The 16,651-nt window shown below is 65.6% G+C and carries 15 protein-coding genes; 5 read left to right on the top strand and 10 right to left on the bottom strand.

Features of this window, described 5'->3' with window-relative positions; all coding sequences use genetic code 11:
- Positions 1 to 83 precede the first annotated feature (83 nt).
- The 4 genes from ACOOHP_RS18570 to ACOOHP_RS18555 all read right to left on the bottom strand — a co-directional run bounded on the left by ACOOHP_RS18570 (position 84) and on the right by ACOOHP_RS18555 (position 5,961).
- Complete coding sequence (locus tag ACOOHP_RS18570; RefSeq protein ID WP_420467968.1) at positions 84 to 722, bottom strand: energy transducer TonB; 639 nt, start codon at positions 720 to 722, stop codon at positions 84 to 86.
- Between the two features lie 220 nt (positions 723 to 942).
- Positions 943 to 2,925 carry an acetyl/propionyl/methylcrotonyl-CoA carboxylase subunit alpha gene (locus ACOOHP_RS18565; RefSeq protein WP_420467967.1) on the bottom strand — a complete coding sequence of 661 codons (1,983 nt, stop codon included), beginning with the start codon at positions 2,923 to 2,925 and terminating at the stop codon, positions 943 to 945.
- Between the two features lie 137 nt (positions 2,926 to 3,062).
- The gene (locus ACOOHP_RS18560) at positions 3,063 to 4,670 is read right to left on the bottom strand and encodes a carboxyl transferase domain-containing protein (RefSeq protein WP_420467966.1); all 1,608 of its coding nucleotides are present in this window, start codon (positions 4,668 to 4,670) and stop codon (positions 3,063 to 3,065) included.
- Between the two features lie 127 nt (positions 4,671 to 4,797).
- The gene (locus ACOOHP_RS18555) at positions 4,798 to 5,961 is read right to left on the bottom strand and encodes an isovaleryl-CoA dehydrogenase (protein ID WP_420467965.1); all 1,164 of its coding nucleotides are present in this window, start codon (positions 5,959 to 5,961) and stop codon (positions 4,798 to 4,800) included.
- A gap of 196 nt (positions 5,962 to 6,157) precedes the next feature.
- On the opposite strand from ACOOHP_RS18555, the gene ACOOHP_RS18550 reads away from it, so the two are divergent.
- The 3 genes from ACOOHP_RS18550 to ACOOHP_RS18540 all read left to right on the top strand — a co-directional run bounded on the left by ACOOHP_RS18550 (position 6,158) and on the right by ACOOHP_RS18540 (position 8,758).
- The gene (locus ACOOHP_RS18550; protein WP_420467964.1) at positions 6,158 to 6,811 is read left to right on the top strand and encodes a TetR/AcrR family transcriptional regulator; all 654 of its coding nucleotides are present in this window, start codon (positions 6,158 to 6,160) and stop codon (positions 6,809 to 6,811) included.
- A 376-nt stretch (positions 6,812 to 7,187) separates the two neighbouring features.
- Positions 7,188 to 8,372, top strand: a complete 1,185-nt coding sequence (locus ACOOHP_RS18545; RefSeq protein ID WP_420467963.1) for a saccharopine dehydrogenase family protein — start codon at positions 7,188 to 7,190, stop codon at positions 8,370 to 8,372.
- A gap of 8 nt (positions 8,373 to 8,380) precedes the next feature.
- Positions 8,381 to 8,758 carry a DUF423 domain-containing protein gene (locus ACOOHP_RS18540; protein WP_420467962.1) on the top strand — a complete coding sequence of 126 codons (378 nt, stop codon included), beginning with the start codon at positions 8,381 to 8,383 and terminating at the stop codon, positions 8,756 to 8,758.
- A gap of 33 nt (positions 8,759 to 8,791) precedes the next feature.
- Here ACOOHP_RS18540 and ACOOHP_RS18535 read toward each other — a convergent pair whose 3' ends face one another.
- On the bottom strand, positions 8,792 to 9,763 hold the full coding sequence (locus ACOOHP_RS18535; protein WP_420467961.1) for a response regulator: 972 nt from the start codon (positions 9,761 to 9,763) through the stop codon (positions 8,792 to 8,794).
- A 106-nt stretch (positions 9,764 to 9,869) separates the two neighbouring features.
- On the opposite strand from ACOOHP_RS18535, the gene dusB reads away from it, so the two are divergent.
- Positions 9,870 to 10,853, top strand: a complete 984-nt coding sequence (gene dusB, locus ACOOHP_RS18530; protein ID WP_420468742.1) for a tRNA dihydrouridine synthase DusB — start codon at positions 9,870 to 9,872, stop codon at positions 10,851 to 10,853.
- Positions 10,854 to 10,925: 72 nt separating this feature from the next.
- Here the strand turns inward: dusB and ACOOHP_RS18525 are convergent, their stop codons facing one another.
- The 3 genes from ACOOHP_RS18525 to ACOOHP_RS18515 form a co-directional block, all read right to left on the bottom strand.
- Complete coding sequence (locus ACOOHP_RS18525) at positions 10,926 to 11,126, bottom strand: hypothetical protein (RefSeq protein ID WP_420467960.1); 201 nt, start codon at positions 11,124 to 11,126, stop codon at positions 10,926 to 10,928.
- A gap of 163 nt (positions 11,127 to 11,289) precedes the next feature.
- Positions 11,290 to 12,006, bottom strand: coding sequence for an esterase/lipase family protein (locus ACOOHP_RS18520; protein ID WP_420467959.1), 717 nt, complete (start codon positions 12,004 to 12,006; stop codon positions 11,290 to 11,292).
- Between the two features lie 195 nt (positions 12,007 to 12,201).
- Positions 12,202 to 12,975 (bottom strand): glycosyltransferase, encoded by a 774-nt coding sequence (locus ACOOHP_RS18515; protein ID WP_420467958.1) that lies wholly within the window; start codon positions 12,973 to 12,975, stop codon positions 12,202 to 12,204.
- Positions 12,976 to 13,201: 226 nt separating this feature from the next.
- Here ACOOHP_RS18515 and rpoH point away from each other — a divergent pair, with 226 nt between their 5' ends.
- The gene (gene rpoH / locus ACOOHP_RS18510) at positions 13,202 to 14,074 is read left to right on the top strand and encodes an RNA polymerase sigma factor RpoH (protein WP_420467957.1); all 873 of its coding nucleotides are present in this window, start codon (positions 13,202 to 13,204) and stop codon (positions 14,072 to 14,074) included.
- Positions 14,075 to 14,219: 145 nt separating this feature from the next.
- Here the strand turns inward: rpoH and ACOOHP_RS18505 are convergent, their stop codons facing one another.
- Both ACOOHP_RS18505 and ACOOHP_RS18500 read right to left on the bottom strand, forming a co-directional pair.
- Positions 14,220 to 14,867 carry a response regulator transcription factor gene (locus ACOOHP_RS18505; RefSeq protein ID WP_420467956.1) on the bottom strand — a complete coding sequence of 216 codons (648 nt, stop codon included), beginning with the start codon at positions 14,865 to 14,867 and terminating at the stop codon, positions 14,220 to 14,222.
- Positions 14,868 to 16,517, bottom strand: a complete 1,650-nt coding sequence (locus ACOOHP_RS18500) for a PAS domain S-box protein (RefSeq protein ID WP_420467955.1) — start codon at positions 16,515 to 16,517, stop codon at positions 14,868 to 14,870.
- Positions 16,518 to 16,651: the final 134 nt, after the last annotated feature.

The raw sequence follows: 16,651 nt of genomic DNA, 5'->3' as shown, positions 1-16,651 counted from the left end.
TGCTGATGGCTAACGCCTGAAGCGAGCGCAGCAAGCGTCCTAACGGCTAACGCCTGCTTCAAAGGGCACCGACCACATCGATATCAGTCGGGAATGACCCACTGGTAGCGGACCGCGAACCAGGTCGGTGCTGGCACCCCGTCGACGGTGCCGACGATGAATCGGCAGGCGCCGAAGGCGCGCAAGGCGGCGGCATCCAGGCGCTTGTAGCCGCTGGATTCATCGACCCGGGTTTCCTTGACCTTGCCATCGGCGCCGATCAGCAGGCTGATGCCGCTGGTGCCCTGCTCGCCCAGACGTTCGGAGGCCGACGGATAATTGGGCTCGCGACAGGCGCGGGAGCTGCCTTCGAAATCGATACGGGCAGGTACGCGCACGACCTTGCGCGGCGGCGCCGGCGGTGCCGGTGGTTTGGGCGGCGGCTCCTTGGCAATCTGGGTGATAGCGCGCGGCGGTTTCGGCGGCGGCGCGATGACGATGTCCGGCGGCGGGATGAAGGGCGGCGGCGGCGGGGTCAGGTCGGGCTCCGGCGGCGGCGGCTCCGGCGGCGGCGGCCGGATGTCCTCGATGATCTTGGTCTCGATCGGCGACGGGATGAGCTCCACCACCTGCCGAGCCAGCCCGGTCAGGAGTCCCCAGATCAACAGCAGGTGCAACAGCACGACCACAACCAGACCGATCAGGCGGTGCAGATTCTGGCCGGGTTCGGAACTGAAATTCATCGAAGAGCGTTCAGGCGCGAGCGCGATCCGTTCCGGCACGCAAACACTGTGCGCGGGTCGACGCGGTTTCGGTCACGGTCGCAAAAGGGTCGCAATAGTGCACAACGCCGGCGCTTAAATGCAAACGACTCGCAATTGGAACGGAATCGTCGCCGCCCCGCTCGACACGGTCTGCGCCCTGAGGTCCGCATCTGCAACACGCTTCTGCGATACACGACGCTCAGGTGCCGCGCTCGAACTCCACCAGCGCGGCCCCCTCGGCAACCTGGTCGCCCACGCCGAAACAGAATGCCTTGACCTGCCCGGCAGCCGGTGCGCAGATGGTGTGTTCCATCTTCATGGCCTCCATCACCAGCAACGGCGCGCCCTTCTCGACCGCAGCTCCGGCCGCGGCGACCAGCGCGATTACCTTGCCCGGCATCGGCGCCTGTAGACCGCCGACCGCTTCGTCTGCCTCGCCCGCATGCAGCAGCGGATCCAGGTGTCGCAGCACGTGGCGGCGACCCTCCACAAAGAGGTGCAGGCTTTCCTGGTGTTCCACGCACCAAGCGCGCAGATGTTCGCCGCCCAGGTGCAGATCGACCGCGCCGTCGGCTTGCACACGACCTGTTGCGAGCTGTCCGTCGACGCGCAGCTGGCCGGCGCCGAGGTGCTCGACCGTCACCGTCTGCTGCATCTCCCCGACCTGAAACTCCAGGCTGCGCGCCAGCGTGGCGTTCAGCCGCCAACCATCGGCGATGGCCCAGGGCGATGCCGGCTCCCGCGTGACCGCACGCTCGTCGTGGGTGCTGCGCTGCGTGACCGCGAGCGCGGCGACCGCCAGCGCCGCCCGAGGAACCGGTGCGGGCGGCGGAAACAACAGCTCGCGCTCGCGCTCGATCAGACCGGTGTCGACCTCGCCGGCACGAAACGGCGCGCTACCGACCAGACGCGCAAGAAACTCGACGTTGTTGCCCACCCCGACCACGCGAAAATCACCCAGCGCCTGCAGCATGCGCTGGCAGGCACGCTCGCGATCCTCGTCCCACACGATGAGCTTGGCCAGCATCGGATCGTAGTGCGGGCTGACCGTATCGCCCTGCTCCACGCCGCTGTCCACCCGCACGTGGCACGAGGCCGGCGGCGGCGCAAAGTGCCGCAGCGTGCCGATGGAGGGCAGGAAACCCTTGTCGGGCTCCTCGGCATAGATGCGCACTTCGATCGCGTGCCCGCGCAACGGCACCTGTTCCTGACTCAGCGGCAGGGGCTGCCCCGCGGCGACGCGGATCTGCCATTCCACGAGGTCGAGGCCGGTGATCATCTCGGTGACCGGATGCTCCACCTGCAGACGCGTGTTCATCTCCATGAAGAAGAAGTCGCCGCCGGCATCGGCGATGAACTCCACCGTTCCGGCGCCGACATAGCCCACCGCGCGCGCAGCGTCGCAGGCGGCCTGCCCCATCGCCGCACGGCGCTCCGCACTCATGCCGGGGGCGGGAGCCTCTTCCACCACCTTCTGATGGCGCCGCTGCGCCGAGCAATCGCGTTCGTACAGGCTCAGGGTCTGGCCCTGGGCGTCGGCAAAGACCTGGATCTCGATGTGGCGCGGTCGCACCAGATACTTTTCCACCAGCACCTTGTCATCGCCGAAGCTCGAACGCGCCTCGCGCTGGCAGGAAGCCAGACTCGCGGCGAAGTCCCCGGCCTTCTCCACCACCCGCATGCCCTTGCCGCCGCCCCCCGCAGAGGCCTTGATCAGCACGGGGTAGCCGATGCGATCAGCCTGCTGCTGCAGCAGTGCGGGGTTCTGATCGTCGCCGTGGTAGCCGGGCACCAGCGGCACACCGGCCTTCTCCATCAGCGCCTTGGCAGCGGACTTGGACCCCATGGCGCGAATCGCCTCCACCGGCGGGCCGATGAAGACGATGCCGGCGGCCGCGCAGGCTTGCGCGAAGCCCTCGTTCTCGGACATGAATCCGTAACCGGGATGCACCGCCTGCGCACCGCTGCGTTGCGCCGCGGCAAGAACGCGTTCGGCGACCAGATAGCTTTCCCGCGAGGGCGCCGGACCCAGGCAATAGGCCTCGTCGGCCATGCGCACGTGACGCGCGCCGGCATCGGCCTCGGAGTACACCGCGACCGTGCGGATCCCCAGACGACGGCAGGTGGAGATGATGCGGCAGGCAATCTCGCCGCGATTGGCAATCAGGATTTTGGTGAACATTTCTTTCGGCTCGTGTTCGCAGCTGTTTAGCAATCGCAGCGTTTCTCTGAGAGAAGGCATTGGCCCTGCCGTCGATCCCGGCACTTCGCACCCTCTTGCCCTTCGGGCAATTCAACCTCGCCGGGTGGCTCATGCGCTTACATCCGGAACACGCCAAACCGGGTCTCGCGTACCGGGGCGTTGAGCGTCGCGGCGAAACCCAGCGCCAGGGTGCGGCGGGTCTGCGCGGGGTCGACGATGCCGTCGTCCCAAATGCGGGCGGTGGCGTAGTAGGGATTGGACTGGCGTTCGAACAGCTCCAGCGTGGGGGCCTTGAACGCGGCTTCCTCGTCGGGGCTCCAGACCTTGCCCTGGGCTTCGAGGGCGTCGCGGCGCACGGTGGCGAGCACGCTGGCGGCCTGCTCGCCACCCATCACCGAGATGCGCGCATTGGGCCACGTCCACATGAAACGCGGCGAGTAGGCGCGTCCGCACATCCCGTAGTTGCCAGCGCCGAAGGACCCGCCGATCACCATGGTGATCTTGGGCACCTGCGCGGTGGCGACGGCGGTGACGAGCTTGGCGCCGTCCTTGGCGATGCCACCGCTTTCGTATTTGCGGCCCACCATGAAGCCGCTGATGTTCTGCAGGAACAACAGCGGAATGCCGCGCTGCGCGCATAGCTCGATGAAGTGCGCACCCTTTTGCGCCGACTCCGAGTAGAGAATGCCGTTGTTGCCGACCACGCCGATCGGCATGCCGTGCAGATGGGCAAATCCGGTGACCAGGGTGGTGCCGTAACGGGTCTTGAACTCGTCCAGCCGGCTGCCGTCGACGACGCGAGCGATGACTTCGCGCACGTCGAAGGGCTTGCGCGTGTCCGACGGAATCACCCCGTACAGTTCCTCGGGGTCGTACAGCGGTTCTTCGGGCGCCTGCAGCGCGACGTTCGGATTCTTGACGCGGTTGAGCTTGGAGACGATGCGTCGCACGACGGCCAGCGCATGCTGATCGTTTTCGGCAAAGTGGTCGGCCACACCGGACAGGCGGGTGTGGACGTCGGCGCCGCCCAGATCCTCGGCGCTGACCACCTCGCCGGTCGCGGCCTTCACCAGGGGCGGGCCGCCGAGAAAGATCGTGCCCTGCTCCTTGACGATGACGGTCTCGTCGGACATCGCCGGTACGTAGGCGCCGCCGGCGGTGCAGGAGCCCATCACGCAGGCGATCTGCGGAATGCCGAGGCTGGAGAGATTGGCCTGGTTGTAGAAGATGCGACCGAAGTGATCGCGGTCGGGAAACACCTCGTCCTGCAGCGGCAGGAAGGCGCCGCCGGAATCCACCAGATACACGCAGGGAAGCTGGTTTTCCCGTGCGATCTCCTGCGCACGCAGATGCTTCTTGACCGTCATCGGGTAGTAGGTGCCGCCCTTGACCGTGGCATCGTTGGCGACGATCAGGCACTCGCGCCCGGAAACACGGCCGATGCCGGTGAGCATGCCGGCGCTCGGCACCTCGTCGCCATACATGCCGTTGGCGGCCAGCGCCGACAGTTCCAGCAAGGCCGAGCCTGGATCGAGCAGAAGGTTGACCCGATCCCGTACCAGCAGCTTGTCGCGCGCGATGTGCTTGGCGCGCGCCGCCTCGGACCCACCGAGCGCCGTGCGCGCAGTTCTGGTACGCAGTTCGTCGACCAGTTTCACCATCAGCTCGCGGTTGGCGGCGAACTCCGGCGAGCGCGGGTTGAGTTTGGATTTGATGGCTGGCATGGAGCGATGACTGTCCCTTCAAGAAATATTGGCCACGGATTTCACGGATACACACAGATCGCGGCGCTGCAATCTCGCCTGTCCATTTTCATCCGTGGTGCTCCGTGTTCATCCGCGGCAGAAAACTTCAAACCGTTTCGTCGAACAACTCGCGGCCGATCAGCATGCGCCGGATCTCGGAAGTACCGGCCCCGATTTCATAGAGCTTGGCGTCGCGCCACAGGCGGCCGGTGTCGTAGTCGTTGATATAGCCATTGCCACCGAGCGCCTGAATCGCCTGCCCCGCCATCCACGTGGCTTTCTCCGCCGAGTACAGAATGGCGCCAGCGGCATCCTTGCGCGTGGTCTCGCCTCGATCACAGGCCTTGGCGACCGCGTAGACGTAGGCCCGGCACACCGACAGGCCCACGTACATGTCGGCCAGCTTGCCCTGCATCAGCTGGAACTGGCCGATGCTCTGGCCGAACTGCTTGCGCTCGTGGACATAGGGCACCACCACGTCCAGGCAGGCCTGCATCAGCCCCAGCGGTCCGCCCGACAGCACGACACGTTCGAAGTCCAGCCCCGACATCAGCACGTTGACGCCGCGGCCCTCGGTGCCGAGCACATTCTCCACCGGCACTTCGCAATCCTGGAAGACCAGTTCGCAGGTGTTGGAGCCACGCATGCCGAGCTTGTCCAGCTTCTGCGCGGTGGAGAAACCCTTGTAGCCTTTTTCGATGATGAAGGCGGTGATGCCGCGCGGGCCGGCACCGGCATCGCTCTTGGCGTAGACGATCAGAGTGTCGGCGTCGGGGCCGTTGGTGATCCACATCTTGCTGCCGTTGAGCACGTAGCGGTCGCCGATTCTTTCGGCGCGCAGCTTCATGCTCACCACGTCGGACCCGGCACCGGGCTCGGACATCGCCAGCGCGCCGACGTGCTCGCCGCTGATCAGCCTGGGCAGGTACTTGCGCTTCTGGGCCTCGCTGCCGTTCTTGCGCAACTGGTTCACGCACAGGTTGGAGTGCGCACCATAGGACAGGCCGATGGAGCCCGACGCGCGCGAGACCTCTTCCATCGCGACCACGTGGGCCAGATACCCCATGTTGGTGCCGCCGTACTCCTCTTCCACCGTCAGGCCCAGCAGGCCCAGATCGCCCAGCTTGCGCCACAGCGGCATGGGAAACTGGTTGTCGCGGTCGGTCTGCGCGGCCAGCGGCGCGATCTCGTGCTCGGCAAACTGGCGCACGGCATCGCGCAACTGATCGACGTCGGATCCCAGGTCGAGGTTGAGGCTCTTCATGTCCATGTGTGGTCCTGTTGAGGCCGCGGGCTGTGCCCCGCAGCCAGTTCGTTGTTCAGGTCGATCCGGAAAATCCTGTCCGGGTATCCAGCCCCGCCATGGCTGGATGCGGACGGCTTTCGCACAGTGCGACCCCTTCCAGTCTAACGTCGCTTCAGGCTAAAGTGAATTCATATTCATTTTGATATTTTCGGTTCACTTCATGCGATACCAGCGCTCGCGTCTGATGCAGGAACGCTTGGCGGACAACCGTCAGCGCATCCTGCTATCGGCGCGCAAGCTGGTGTCCGAGGGCGGCTTTCGTGCCGCCCAGATCGCCGCGGTGGCCACCGATGCAGGCCTGTCCACGGGCTCGATCTACCGCTATTTCCCGTCCAAGGCCGAGCTGTTCGTGGAAGTGCTGGGCGAAGCGGTCCGCCATGAGATCGACATCCTGCGCGCGCTGGTACAGGCGCCGGGCAGCGCGGCGCAAAGGCTGCAGCGCGCGGTGGAATCGTTTGCCGGGCGCGCGTTCGACGGACCCTTCCTGGCGTATGCCTTCATTGCAGAGCCCGCCGATCAGGAAGTGGATGCCGAACGCATCCGCGCACGCCGCGCGTTCGGCGACGTGTTCGAGACCGTGCTGCACCAAGGCATCGCCAGCGGCGAGTTTCCGCCGCAGAACGCCGATGTCGCCGCCGCCTGCATCGTCGGGGCGTTCACCGAAGCCCTGATCGGACCCATCGGCCACGCTCGCGGCAGCCGGCAGGACCGCGGCGAGGTCATTCGCACCATCAGCCGCTTCTGCCTGCAAGCGGTGTCGGGTCGCCAGGAGGTGCCGGCCGCACCCGGCAAGGCACGCAGAAGGCGAGCCTAGCCCGCATTTCTCACAGGGGGATCGAGCGATGGCCGTATGTCGAGGACGTGCAGTGCGCCGGGACGGAGCGAACCCCATAGTGGTTCTATGGGGTGAGTGAGTCCCAAGCAATGTACGCCGCAGACAGGCCAGCGCCGATCCAGACGGAGAATCCTCCGACAGTCTGTTTCCGACGCAACATCGAAGAACCCCGCGATAACGGGAGTTGGCAATGGATTCTCCGGCGACCTGTGAGAAATGCGGGCTAGCCGCGGCCCGAAGGCGGCTTGCCGCTGGCGGCCATACGCGACGCCGTGTGCACGCCGCAGATCGAACACAAGCCTGTGCGACACTGCTCGGCCTGCGACACGAAACTTCACCGACACGGGGCATCCACATGGCCGGCAGGCGCAAGTTCGAATACGAGATCGTGCTGTTCGGCGCGACCGGTTTCACCGGACAGCTGACCGCGCAATACCTGGCCGAGCAGGGCGGCGACGGCCTGCGTTGGGCGCTGGCCGGGCGCAGTCTGTCCAAACTGCAGGCGGTGCGTGCCTCGCTGGCACAAAGCCATCCCGAACTCGCCGAATTGCCGCTGTTGCAGGCCGATGCCGGCGACGCCGATTCGCTGCGCACGGTGGCGCGTTCGACCAAGGTGGTCATCACCACGGTCGGCCCTTACATCCGCTATGGCGAGGCATTGGTCGCGGCCTGCGCGGAGGCCGGCACCGATTACGTCGATCTCACCGGCGAACCGGAGTTCGTCGATCGCATGTGGCTGGCGTATCACGATCAGGCTCAGTCCAGCGGCGCGCGCATCGTGCATTCCTGCGGATTCGACTCGATCCCGCACGATCTCGGTGCCTGGTTCACCGTACAGCAGTTGCCCGAAGACGTCCCGCTGACAGTGGAAGGCTTCGTGCGCGCCGGCGGCACCGTATCGGGCGGCACCTGGCACTCGGCGATCGCCGCGTTCTCGCGCTTCCGCGAGTACGCCGGCGTGGCGCGCGAACGGCGCACGCGCGAGGGCTGGCCGGTGGACCGCAAGATCGGCAGCACGCAGCAGCGCATCCGTTATCACAAGCTGCTGAAGACCTGGGTGGTGCCCTTTCCCAGCATCGATCCGCAGATGGTCAGGCGCTCGGCAGCGGCCGACGACCGCTATGGGCCCGAGTTCCGCTACGGCCATTACATCCAGGTCAAGAAGCTGAGCACCGTCATCGCGCTGCTCGGTGGTGTGAGCGCGGCGTTTGTGGGCGCGCAGTTCAAGCTCACCCGCGAGCGCCTGCTGCGGCTGCGCGATCCCGGCGAAGGGCCGGACGAGGACGCACGCGCCAAGGCCTGGTTCCGCGTTCGCTTCATCGGCCGCGGCGGCGGCCGCCGCGTGATCACCGAGGTCAGCGGCGGCGACCCCGGTTATGGCGAGACCTCCAAGATGCTGGCCGAGAGTGCGCTGTGCCTGGCCCGCGACCGGCTGCCGAAGAAATCCGGCGTCCTGACGCCGACCTCGGCGATGGGCAACAAGCTGATCGAACGGCTGCAGGCCGCGGGCATCCAGTTCAACGTGATCGAGCAGGTCTGAAGAACGCCATGATCCCACTGGCTCACGCTGCACTGGGCATCGGCGCGGCCCTGGGTTTTCTGGCCGTCATGTTCGGCGCCTTCGGTGCGCATGCGCTGAAGACACGGCTGACGCCCGAACTGCTGACGATCTGGAAGACCGCGAACGAATACCACTTCTACCACGCGCTGGCGCTGGTGCTGGTCGGGCTGCTGGCGCGTCAGACGAAGCTGGCGGGTCTGGACATCGTCGCCGCCTGTTTTCTGGCGGGGGTGTTGGTGTTCTCCGGCAGCCTGTACGTGCTTGCACTGACCGGGACGCGCTGGCTGGGCGCGATCACTCCGATCGGCGGGCTGCTGTTCCTGGCTGGCTGGGCTTGGTTGAGCTGGAGCGCGCTGCGCAACTGAGCGCGCCGCAACGACGCGCCACTGCAAGCGCGATCACTTGCGCCCGACCGCGCCGAGAATAGCGTCGGCGAGCTGATCGGAGATGCGCAGCGCCGCGGTCATCACCGTACGTTCCGCCACCACCTGAGCCTCCTCGGCGGCGGTCTGACGCGCGAACTGCACCATCTCGGTCAGACGATCGTTCTGGGTCTTGAGGTTGGCATCCAGGTGCGTACGCATCGCGGTGAGCTGCGAGAACACTTCGCGTTCGATGCCTTCGATGCGCGACGTCACCAGACGCAGCGCCTGGTTGGTTTCTTCCAGCCCGGTCCTGAGTTCGTTGCGCACGCCCGCAGGTTGCTCGGCCAGACGTGCCTGCTGGTTGGCCAGGTGCGCGACGGTGGCCTTGATCTCGGCAAATTGCACCAACAGCCCCTGCGACACTTTCCGGAGCCGGCTGTCGAGTTGTTCGCGCAGGGCCTCGTCGCCGGACTTGAGCGCCAGACTGGTACCGTCGCGCGAGGCGGTCATCGCGGTTCCGGAGGGAGCAGAAGATACGGTGTGCGGCTGCAGGGATTGATCCACGGGATTCAGGCTCAGGGCAAGGGCGTCGCCGGACACGGCCGCCACGCCGGCAGACACGTCCATGGGATTTTCTCCGCGCTCCAGTGCGTCCAGGATGCGGTGCAACTGCTCGGGGTTGGGCGGCTTCTGCAGCACCGCATTGGCGCCGTGGGCGCGCGCCTGTTGGTTGAACTCGGGGCCCTCGTTGGAGGAGCAGATCACCACCGGCAGGCCGGCGGTCGGGCCGTTGCGACGTAGCGTCTGCAACACCTCGAAGCCGTCGACGCCGGGCATGACGTGGTCCAGAAACAGCACGCCCGGCAGCTGCAATTCGATAGCCCGATACCCCTCGTCTGCCGTCTCCACCGCTTCGACCTGGTAGCGATAGCCCTCCAGGTAGCGGCGCAGCGCGAATCGGGCCGACTTGGAGTCGTCGATGATCAGGGCGTTGCGGGCGATCATGTGAGGTCCGAAAGCACGGCGGGCGACGCGGCAATCTAGCACCGGTGTCGCACCCGGCGAAACGCGCCGACGATTTTCGCCGCCGGTGTTGAGTCACACTACCTGGATGGATATCGGCCCCTACACCGTCGACCCGCCCCTGGTCCTGGCCCCGATGGCGGGCGTGACCGACCGCGCCTTTCGCAGCCTGAGCCGCCGGCTCGGCGCCGGTCTCACGGTGGCGGAGATGACCAGCTCCGACCCCAGCCTGTGGCACACGGAAAAATCCCGGCTGCGCCGGGAGCACGATTGCGAGAGCGTGCCGATCGCGGTGCAGATCGCCGGCTACGACCCGCAGCGGATGGCGCAGTCCGCGCGACTCAATGTCGAGCACGGCGCGCAGATCGTCGACATCAACATGGGTTGTCCGGCCAAGAAAGTCTGCCGTGTCGACGCCGGTTCGGCATTGCTGCGCGACGAGCCCCTGGTCGGTCGCATCCTCGACGCGGTGGTGGCGGCGGTGGACGTGCCGGTGACGCTGAAGATCCGTACCGGATGGTCGGCGACCGAACGCAACGCGGTGCGCATCGCGCGCATCGCGCAGGACTGCGGCGTCCGCGCGTTGACGGTGCACGGCCGCACGCGCGCCGACCGCTTCGACGGCGAAGCGGAGTACGACACCGTTGCAGCGGTCAAGCAGGCGGTGCGCATCCCGGTCATCGTCAACGGCGATATCGACAGCGGACCCAAGGCGCGCCGCGTGCTGGAGCATACCGGCGCCGACGGCGTGATGATCGGCCGTGCGGCCTTGGGCAATCCGTGGATCTTCGGTGCGATCCGCCAGTTCCTGGAGACCGGCATCGACGCCCCTGCACCGGCACGCGAGGAGGTTCGCCTCACCCTGCTCGCTCATCTGCGCGAACTGCACGCGCTCTATGGCGAGGCCCGCGGCGTGCGCGTGGCGCGCAAGCACATCCAGTGGTACTGCCAGAGCCGTGACGACGCCGAGGCGTTCTGGAGCCGCATTGCCCGCGTCGAATGTGCGCAGCAGCAACTCGAATGGGTGGACGCCTTCTTCAGCCCGGCGTGGACGGCGCAGCACGCGGCCTGAGTGCTACCGTCGGATGACGCGCAAAAAAAACGCGGCGGAAAATCCGCCGCGTGAACCTGCAATCGACAACGATCAAGCTTTCTTCGCAGGCGCCTTCTTGGCAGCCTTCTTTGCCACTTTCTTCACGGCCTTCTTGACCGCCTTCTTGGCGGCGGTGGCCTTCTTGGCAACCTTTTTCACCGCTTTCTTTGCCGCCTTCTTCACCGCCTTCTTGGCGGGGGCTTTCTTCGCGGTCGCTTTCTTCGCGGCCGGCTTCTTCTTTGCTACAGGCATGAGAGCCTCCTTGCAGTAAGTCAAAGCGGTCAGACCCGACGACGCCCACCGCCGACGGCAACCAACCACGCTCTATGGTGTACTGCGATAAAATAAAACACAAGATATTGTGTCAATAGCTCGGGCGCATTTTTTTGCCGTCTGTCGGAAAGTTCATCGCATATCAGCCCGCAGCGGTGCTCAAACGATGCGCGATCACGCGCAGCACCTCGTGATTGAACGCAAGACCGAGATGCGTCCCGCGCACTTCCACGTTCTCGGTGTTGGCGGCGGCGTCTTCACAACTGGCCTGCCATGCCACGATGCCGTCGCTGCGCGTGTAGATCGCGATGCACGGCACCGACGGCGCCAGCTTGCGGCGCTCGAACCCCGCGCGATCAACGCGAGCGCTGCGGCCACGGTTGGCGAGGCGAAACAGCGGCGCCATGTTGTTGGCCTCGGGATCACCGTTGATGGGACTGCCCAGCGTCATCACGCAGCGCACCCACTGCGGATGGGCGCGCGCCAGCTCGCGTGCGAACACGCCGCCCAGGCTCCAACCGATCAGACTCACCTTGCCGCCCGAGCGCTCGAACAATATCTGCAGCTGCTGCGTGAGTCCCTGCTTGATGTGCGAACGCATGCCCAGGTTGCGTCCGTAGCCCCAATCGTCGGCGGCGTAACCCAGCCGGCGCAAGGCCGTGCGCAGCGGTCGTAACGACCACGCACCGGCGCCGAATCCGGGCAGGATCAGAACCGCGTGACCATCGCCTCTGGGTAAGCGGTTCAACGCCGGCCACTGCGCTGCAAAGCGCAGCGCATCCAGCGGCGCGCACAACTCGCCAGCGAGCAAACGCAGCGACGGCGCACGCAGACGCGACTCGAAATCCGTTGGTGTCATGACGCGATCCCTCTAGCCCGCATTTCTCACGGGTCGCCGGAGAATCCCTTGCTGTTTCCCGAGGGCACATCATTGCTCCAGTGTCGGTTCGCGAACAGGGTGTCGGAAGATTTTCCGGCGCGTTTGGCCTGTCTGTGGGGCCCTGCACGTCCTCGACCTACGGCCATCGCTCGATCCACCCGTGAGAAATGCGGGCTAGGAAGAAGCGTGACGGTGGCGGAACTCGCGATACGCGGCGCTGCGCCATAGCCGCAACAGACTTGCGCAGTGCCGATAGAAATGCTGCGAACTACGCAGCGTGCGGCGACGCGGCGGATGCAGCACCCATTCGCCCGGCACCACCTGCACGCGCAGCGACGCGTTCCACGCGCGCAGGCACAGATCGACGTCCTCGCAGTACAGGCGATAGCGCGGATCGAATCCACCGAGCTGTTGCCAGGTGGTCCGCCGCAACCCCATGAACAGGCCGGCGACCCAGTCGACATCCAACGCCGTCGACAGCTCCGGCGAGTAGCTAGCGCGCGCGCCGCCGACATGGCGGGCCAGCAGCCGGCGCGGCGTGGGCAGGGGGCGGGCGTGGTCGGCCACGCAGCCGTCCGGCTCGCGCACTCGGGTAGCCACCACCCCGACGTCGGCGGCCTCCAGCGCGGACGCAAGCCGCGGGAAGGGATCGGACGACAGCCGCAGGTCGGGATCCAGCAGCGCCACGTAGCGACCACGCGCAGCGGCCAGCGCGGCATTGTGATTGGCGCCGAAACTTTGCGAACGCTGGTTGCGGATCAAGCGCAGGGGCCCCTGCCAGGGCAGCCCCGCCGCGTCCACCGATTCGGGCACGTCCAGGGTCAGCACCATCTCGTGCCGCGACGGGTCCAGCAGCCGTGCGCAGTCGCTCAGCAGGTCCAGCACACGCGGCCAATGCCCGTGGCTGACAATGGACAGGCTCCACTGCGGCGGCTCAGGTGTGGTCATGGGGGATGGGGAGCGACGGCCGATCTCCGCGGCGGTGCGACTGGCATACCGGTTGCTTACCCTTCAGGCGAGGCGGAACAACCCGCCTCGGCATTAGCTCATGCTATTGACCACTTTAAAATTTTTACCAGCAGCCGCGTGGAACTCCGCCTATTCTTAGCACTCAAACCGGCCGACTGCTAACATTGGGCGTCGAGCCCGTACACCGTCTCCAAGGGAGGTTCAAATGGGTGCGTCAACGGCAATTGCACTGCGTCAGGCGGCCTTTCCGGTCCCGCTGACCGGTAGCCTGGATGCGTACATTCAATCGGTCGGCCAAATCCCGGTGCTGGCGCCGGAGGCCGAACAACAGCTTGCGCGTCGCCTTCGCGACGATGGCGACCTGTCGGCTGCGCAGGAACTGGTGTTGTCCAATCTGCGCTTCGTCGTGCACATCGCACGAGGATACATGGGCTACGGCCTGCAGCTTGCCGACCTGATCCAGGAAGGCAACGTCGGACTGATGAAAGCGGTAAAGCGCTTCGACCCCGATGTCGGCGTGCGTCTGATCAGCTTTGCGGTGCACTGGATCAAGGCAGAGATTCACGAATTCGTCCTCAAGAACTGGCGCATCGTGAAGATCGCCACCACCAAGGCGCAGCGCAAGCTGTTCTTCAACCTGCGTTCGTCCAAGAAGCGGCTGGGCTGGATGTCGCAGGCCGAGGTCGAAGCCATCGCCCGCGATCTCAAGGTCAAGCCCGAAGAAGTGCTGCAGATGGAGGGCCGCCTTGGCGGCGGCGACGTGTCCTTCAACGCGGTGCCCGAGGACGGCGAAGAGAGCTACGTGCCGGAAGATTATTTGTCGGTCGAAGACGCCAACATCCGCCGCATCGAGGATGCCGACTGGCACGAACAGCGTGAAGAGGCCATGCATCAGGCCATCACCGCGCTGGACCATCGCTCGCGCGACATCCTCATGCGCCGCTGGCTTGCGGACGGCGAAAAAGCCGGCCTGCAGGAACTGGGCGACGAGTACGGCGTGTCGGCCGAGCGTATCCGTCAGATCGAATCCGCCGCGATGAAGAAAATTCGCAAGGCTATCGAAACGGTAGAGGCCTGAAGCGCCTCCCGCTGCACGAAAAAGCCCGGCAATGCCGGGCTTTTTCGTGTCCAAGCACAACCGTTTTCGACGTTCGTCCCGGTGTGTTCGAATCGCCCAGGGGTCGATCCGCGCTCATCCTTGAAATCCGTGGCCAACCAACAGCTCAGCCCGCCGCACGTCCGCGAAACGCCAGCACCACCTGCATCAACTCCGCAAAGTTGCCAACGCCCATCTTGCGCATCAGCCGCGCCCGATGCGCCTCCACGGTCTTGTAGCTGATGCCCAGCGCGCGGCCGATGACCTTGTTGCTCTGGCCGTCGATCACCAGGTCCAGGATCTCGCGCTCGCGGCCGCTCAGGGCATCGATGCGCGTCGCGGTGTCGCCCTGCTGCTGGCGCAGGCTGCGATTCTTGCCATCCAGCTCCAGCGCGTAACGCACACGCTCCAGGAACTGCTGGTTGTTGTACGGCTTCTGCAGAAAATCCAGCGCGCCGCCCTTCATGGTGCGCACCGCCAGCGGCACGTCGCCGTGAGCGGACAGAAAGATGATGGGCATGGAGATGCCCAGCTCCTTGAGCCGATCCATCAGCTCCGGGCCGCTCATGCCGGGCATGCGCACATCCAGCACCAGACAGCCGGCGCGATCGGTGGTGACCTTGGACAGAAAATCCTCTGCCGACTCGAACGTCTCCACACGCAATCGGATGGATTCCAGGAGCCAGCGCAGCGAGGTGCGGACGGAGTTCTCGTCGTCGACAACGAAGACTGCAGGTTCTTCTTCGCGTTTGACGGAGTTGCGTTCCTGAATCATTCAGCGTTCTCGGATGGGTAGCGTGAAAGTAAACGCGGCGCCGCCGTGGACATTGCGGTTGACGGTCAAGCGGCCACCGTGGGACTCGACAATGGAACGGCATACCGCAAGACCCAATCCGATTCCGTTCGGCTTGGTGGTGTAGAAAGGGTTGAAGATCTGCGTAAGCTTCTGCTTGGAGATGCCGGGGCCACGGTCCGACAGGCCCACGATCACCTGGCCGGCCTTGAGGCCGGTGGAAATCTCGATGATGCGCTGCTCGGGCGGCAGATCGGACATCGCCTCGAACGCGTTCTTGAGCAGGTTGATGAGCACCTGCTTGATTTCCAGGGGGTCGACCCACACCGCCGGCAGACCCGGCGCCAGGTCCAGTTGCAGCACGGTCCGCGACTGTCGGCGTTCGAACTCCAGGAACGACAGCATCTGTTCGATAAGATCGTTGAGTTGCACCCGTACCGATTCGGGGTCGTGCTTGCGCACGAACTGGCGCACGTGGCGCACGATGGCACCGGCCTGTTCGGCGTGATAGATCGCCTGGGAGATGGCGGAGTCGAACAGCTCGCGGTCGTACTCGCCGCCCACCAGACGCAATTGACAGCCATGCAGGTAATTGAGTGTTGCCGCCAGGGGCTGACCAAGCTCGTGAGCCAGCGCCGCGGCCATCTCGCCCATGGTGTTCAGACGCGACACCCGCGCCAGTTCGGCCTGCTGCGCTTTTTCGCGCTCCTCCAGCCGGCGGCGCTCGGTGATCTCGGTGTAGGCGACCATGGCGCCGTAGCCCTTGACCGGAATCGGCGCGGCGGTCACCTGGAACCAGCGCAGACGACCGTTGCCGTAGCGCACGCCGACTTCCACGTCCGCCACCACGCGCTGCTGTTCGATGGCCTGGGTGCTGGGCAGGTCTTCGTGTTTCCAGGCCTCGCCGTCGGGCCGGACCAGCTGCGCGTTGACGGAGCGCAACTCCAGATCGCTGGTGATGCGTGCGACGGTCGGCAGGGAGCCGATCCGCGACAGCTTGCGGTTGATCTCGATGACCTGACCCTGTTCGTCGGTAATCGAAATGCCGATGGGAAAGCTCTCGAACAGGGCGCGATACTTTTCCTGACTGGCGCGCAATTCCTCTTCGGTCTCGCGACGGATCTCCATTTCCTCGCGCAGCGCCTCGTAGGCGCGCCGCAGATCCGCAGTACGTTCCTGCACCCGGCTTTCCAGGCGCTCGTTGGCGCGCTGCAGGGCATCGGCCGCGCGTTTGGATTCGGAGATGTCCTGAAAGATCCAGATGCCGTCACGGGTGGGGCGATCGTGATCCAGCGCGCGTCCGGCGACCTGGCACCAGAACAGCTCGCCGTCGATACGCCGCATCATGCGCTCGTCGGAATAGGTCTCGTGCTTGGCCAGATGGTCGTAACCGACGCGCCCGATGCGATCGTAGTCCTCGCGCGAGGGATACAGCATGAGCACGTCCTGGCCGGTCAGGGCGCCGGGCTCGTAGCCGAACATCTCTTCGAAGCGGCGGTTGCAGCGCACGATCACGCGCTCGCGGGTATTGCAGACCCCGACGAACACGTTGTCGAAAATGATCTGCAGTTCGGCCAGCGCCGCACGCAGCGCGCGCGCCGTTTCCGGACCGCGGTCACGAACCGCAGTCATCCCGTTACCGGGTTATGCACGACCCGACCGGCTACGACGCTCACCGCACGCTCCTCTGTTGTCGCTCTAGGTCGGCGCATCCGTCTCGCGCGGAATTGCACCTGCCGACCCCGCCATTGTCGCCCGATTCGAGG

The organism is Panacagrimonas sp. (assembly GCF_965216805.1).
Taxonomy (GTDB): Bacteria; Pseudomonadota; Gammaproteobacteria; order Nevskiales; family Nevskiaceae; genus Panacagrimonas.
Note: the sequence above shows the minus strand (reverse complement) of the source record. Positions and strands in the feature narration are given on the sequence as shown.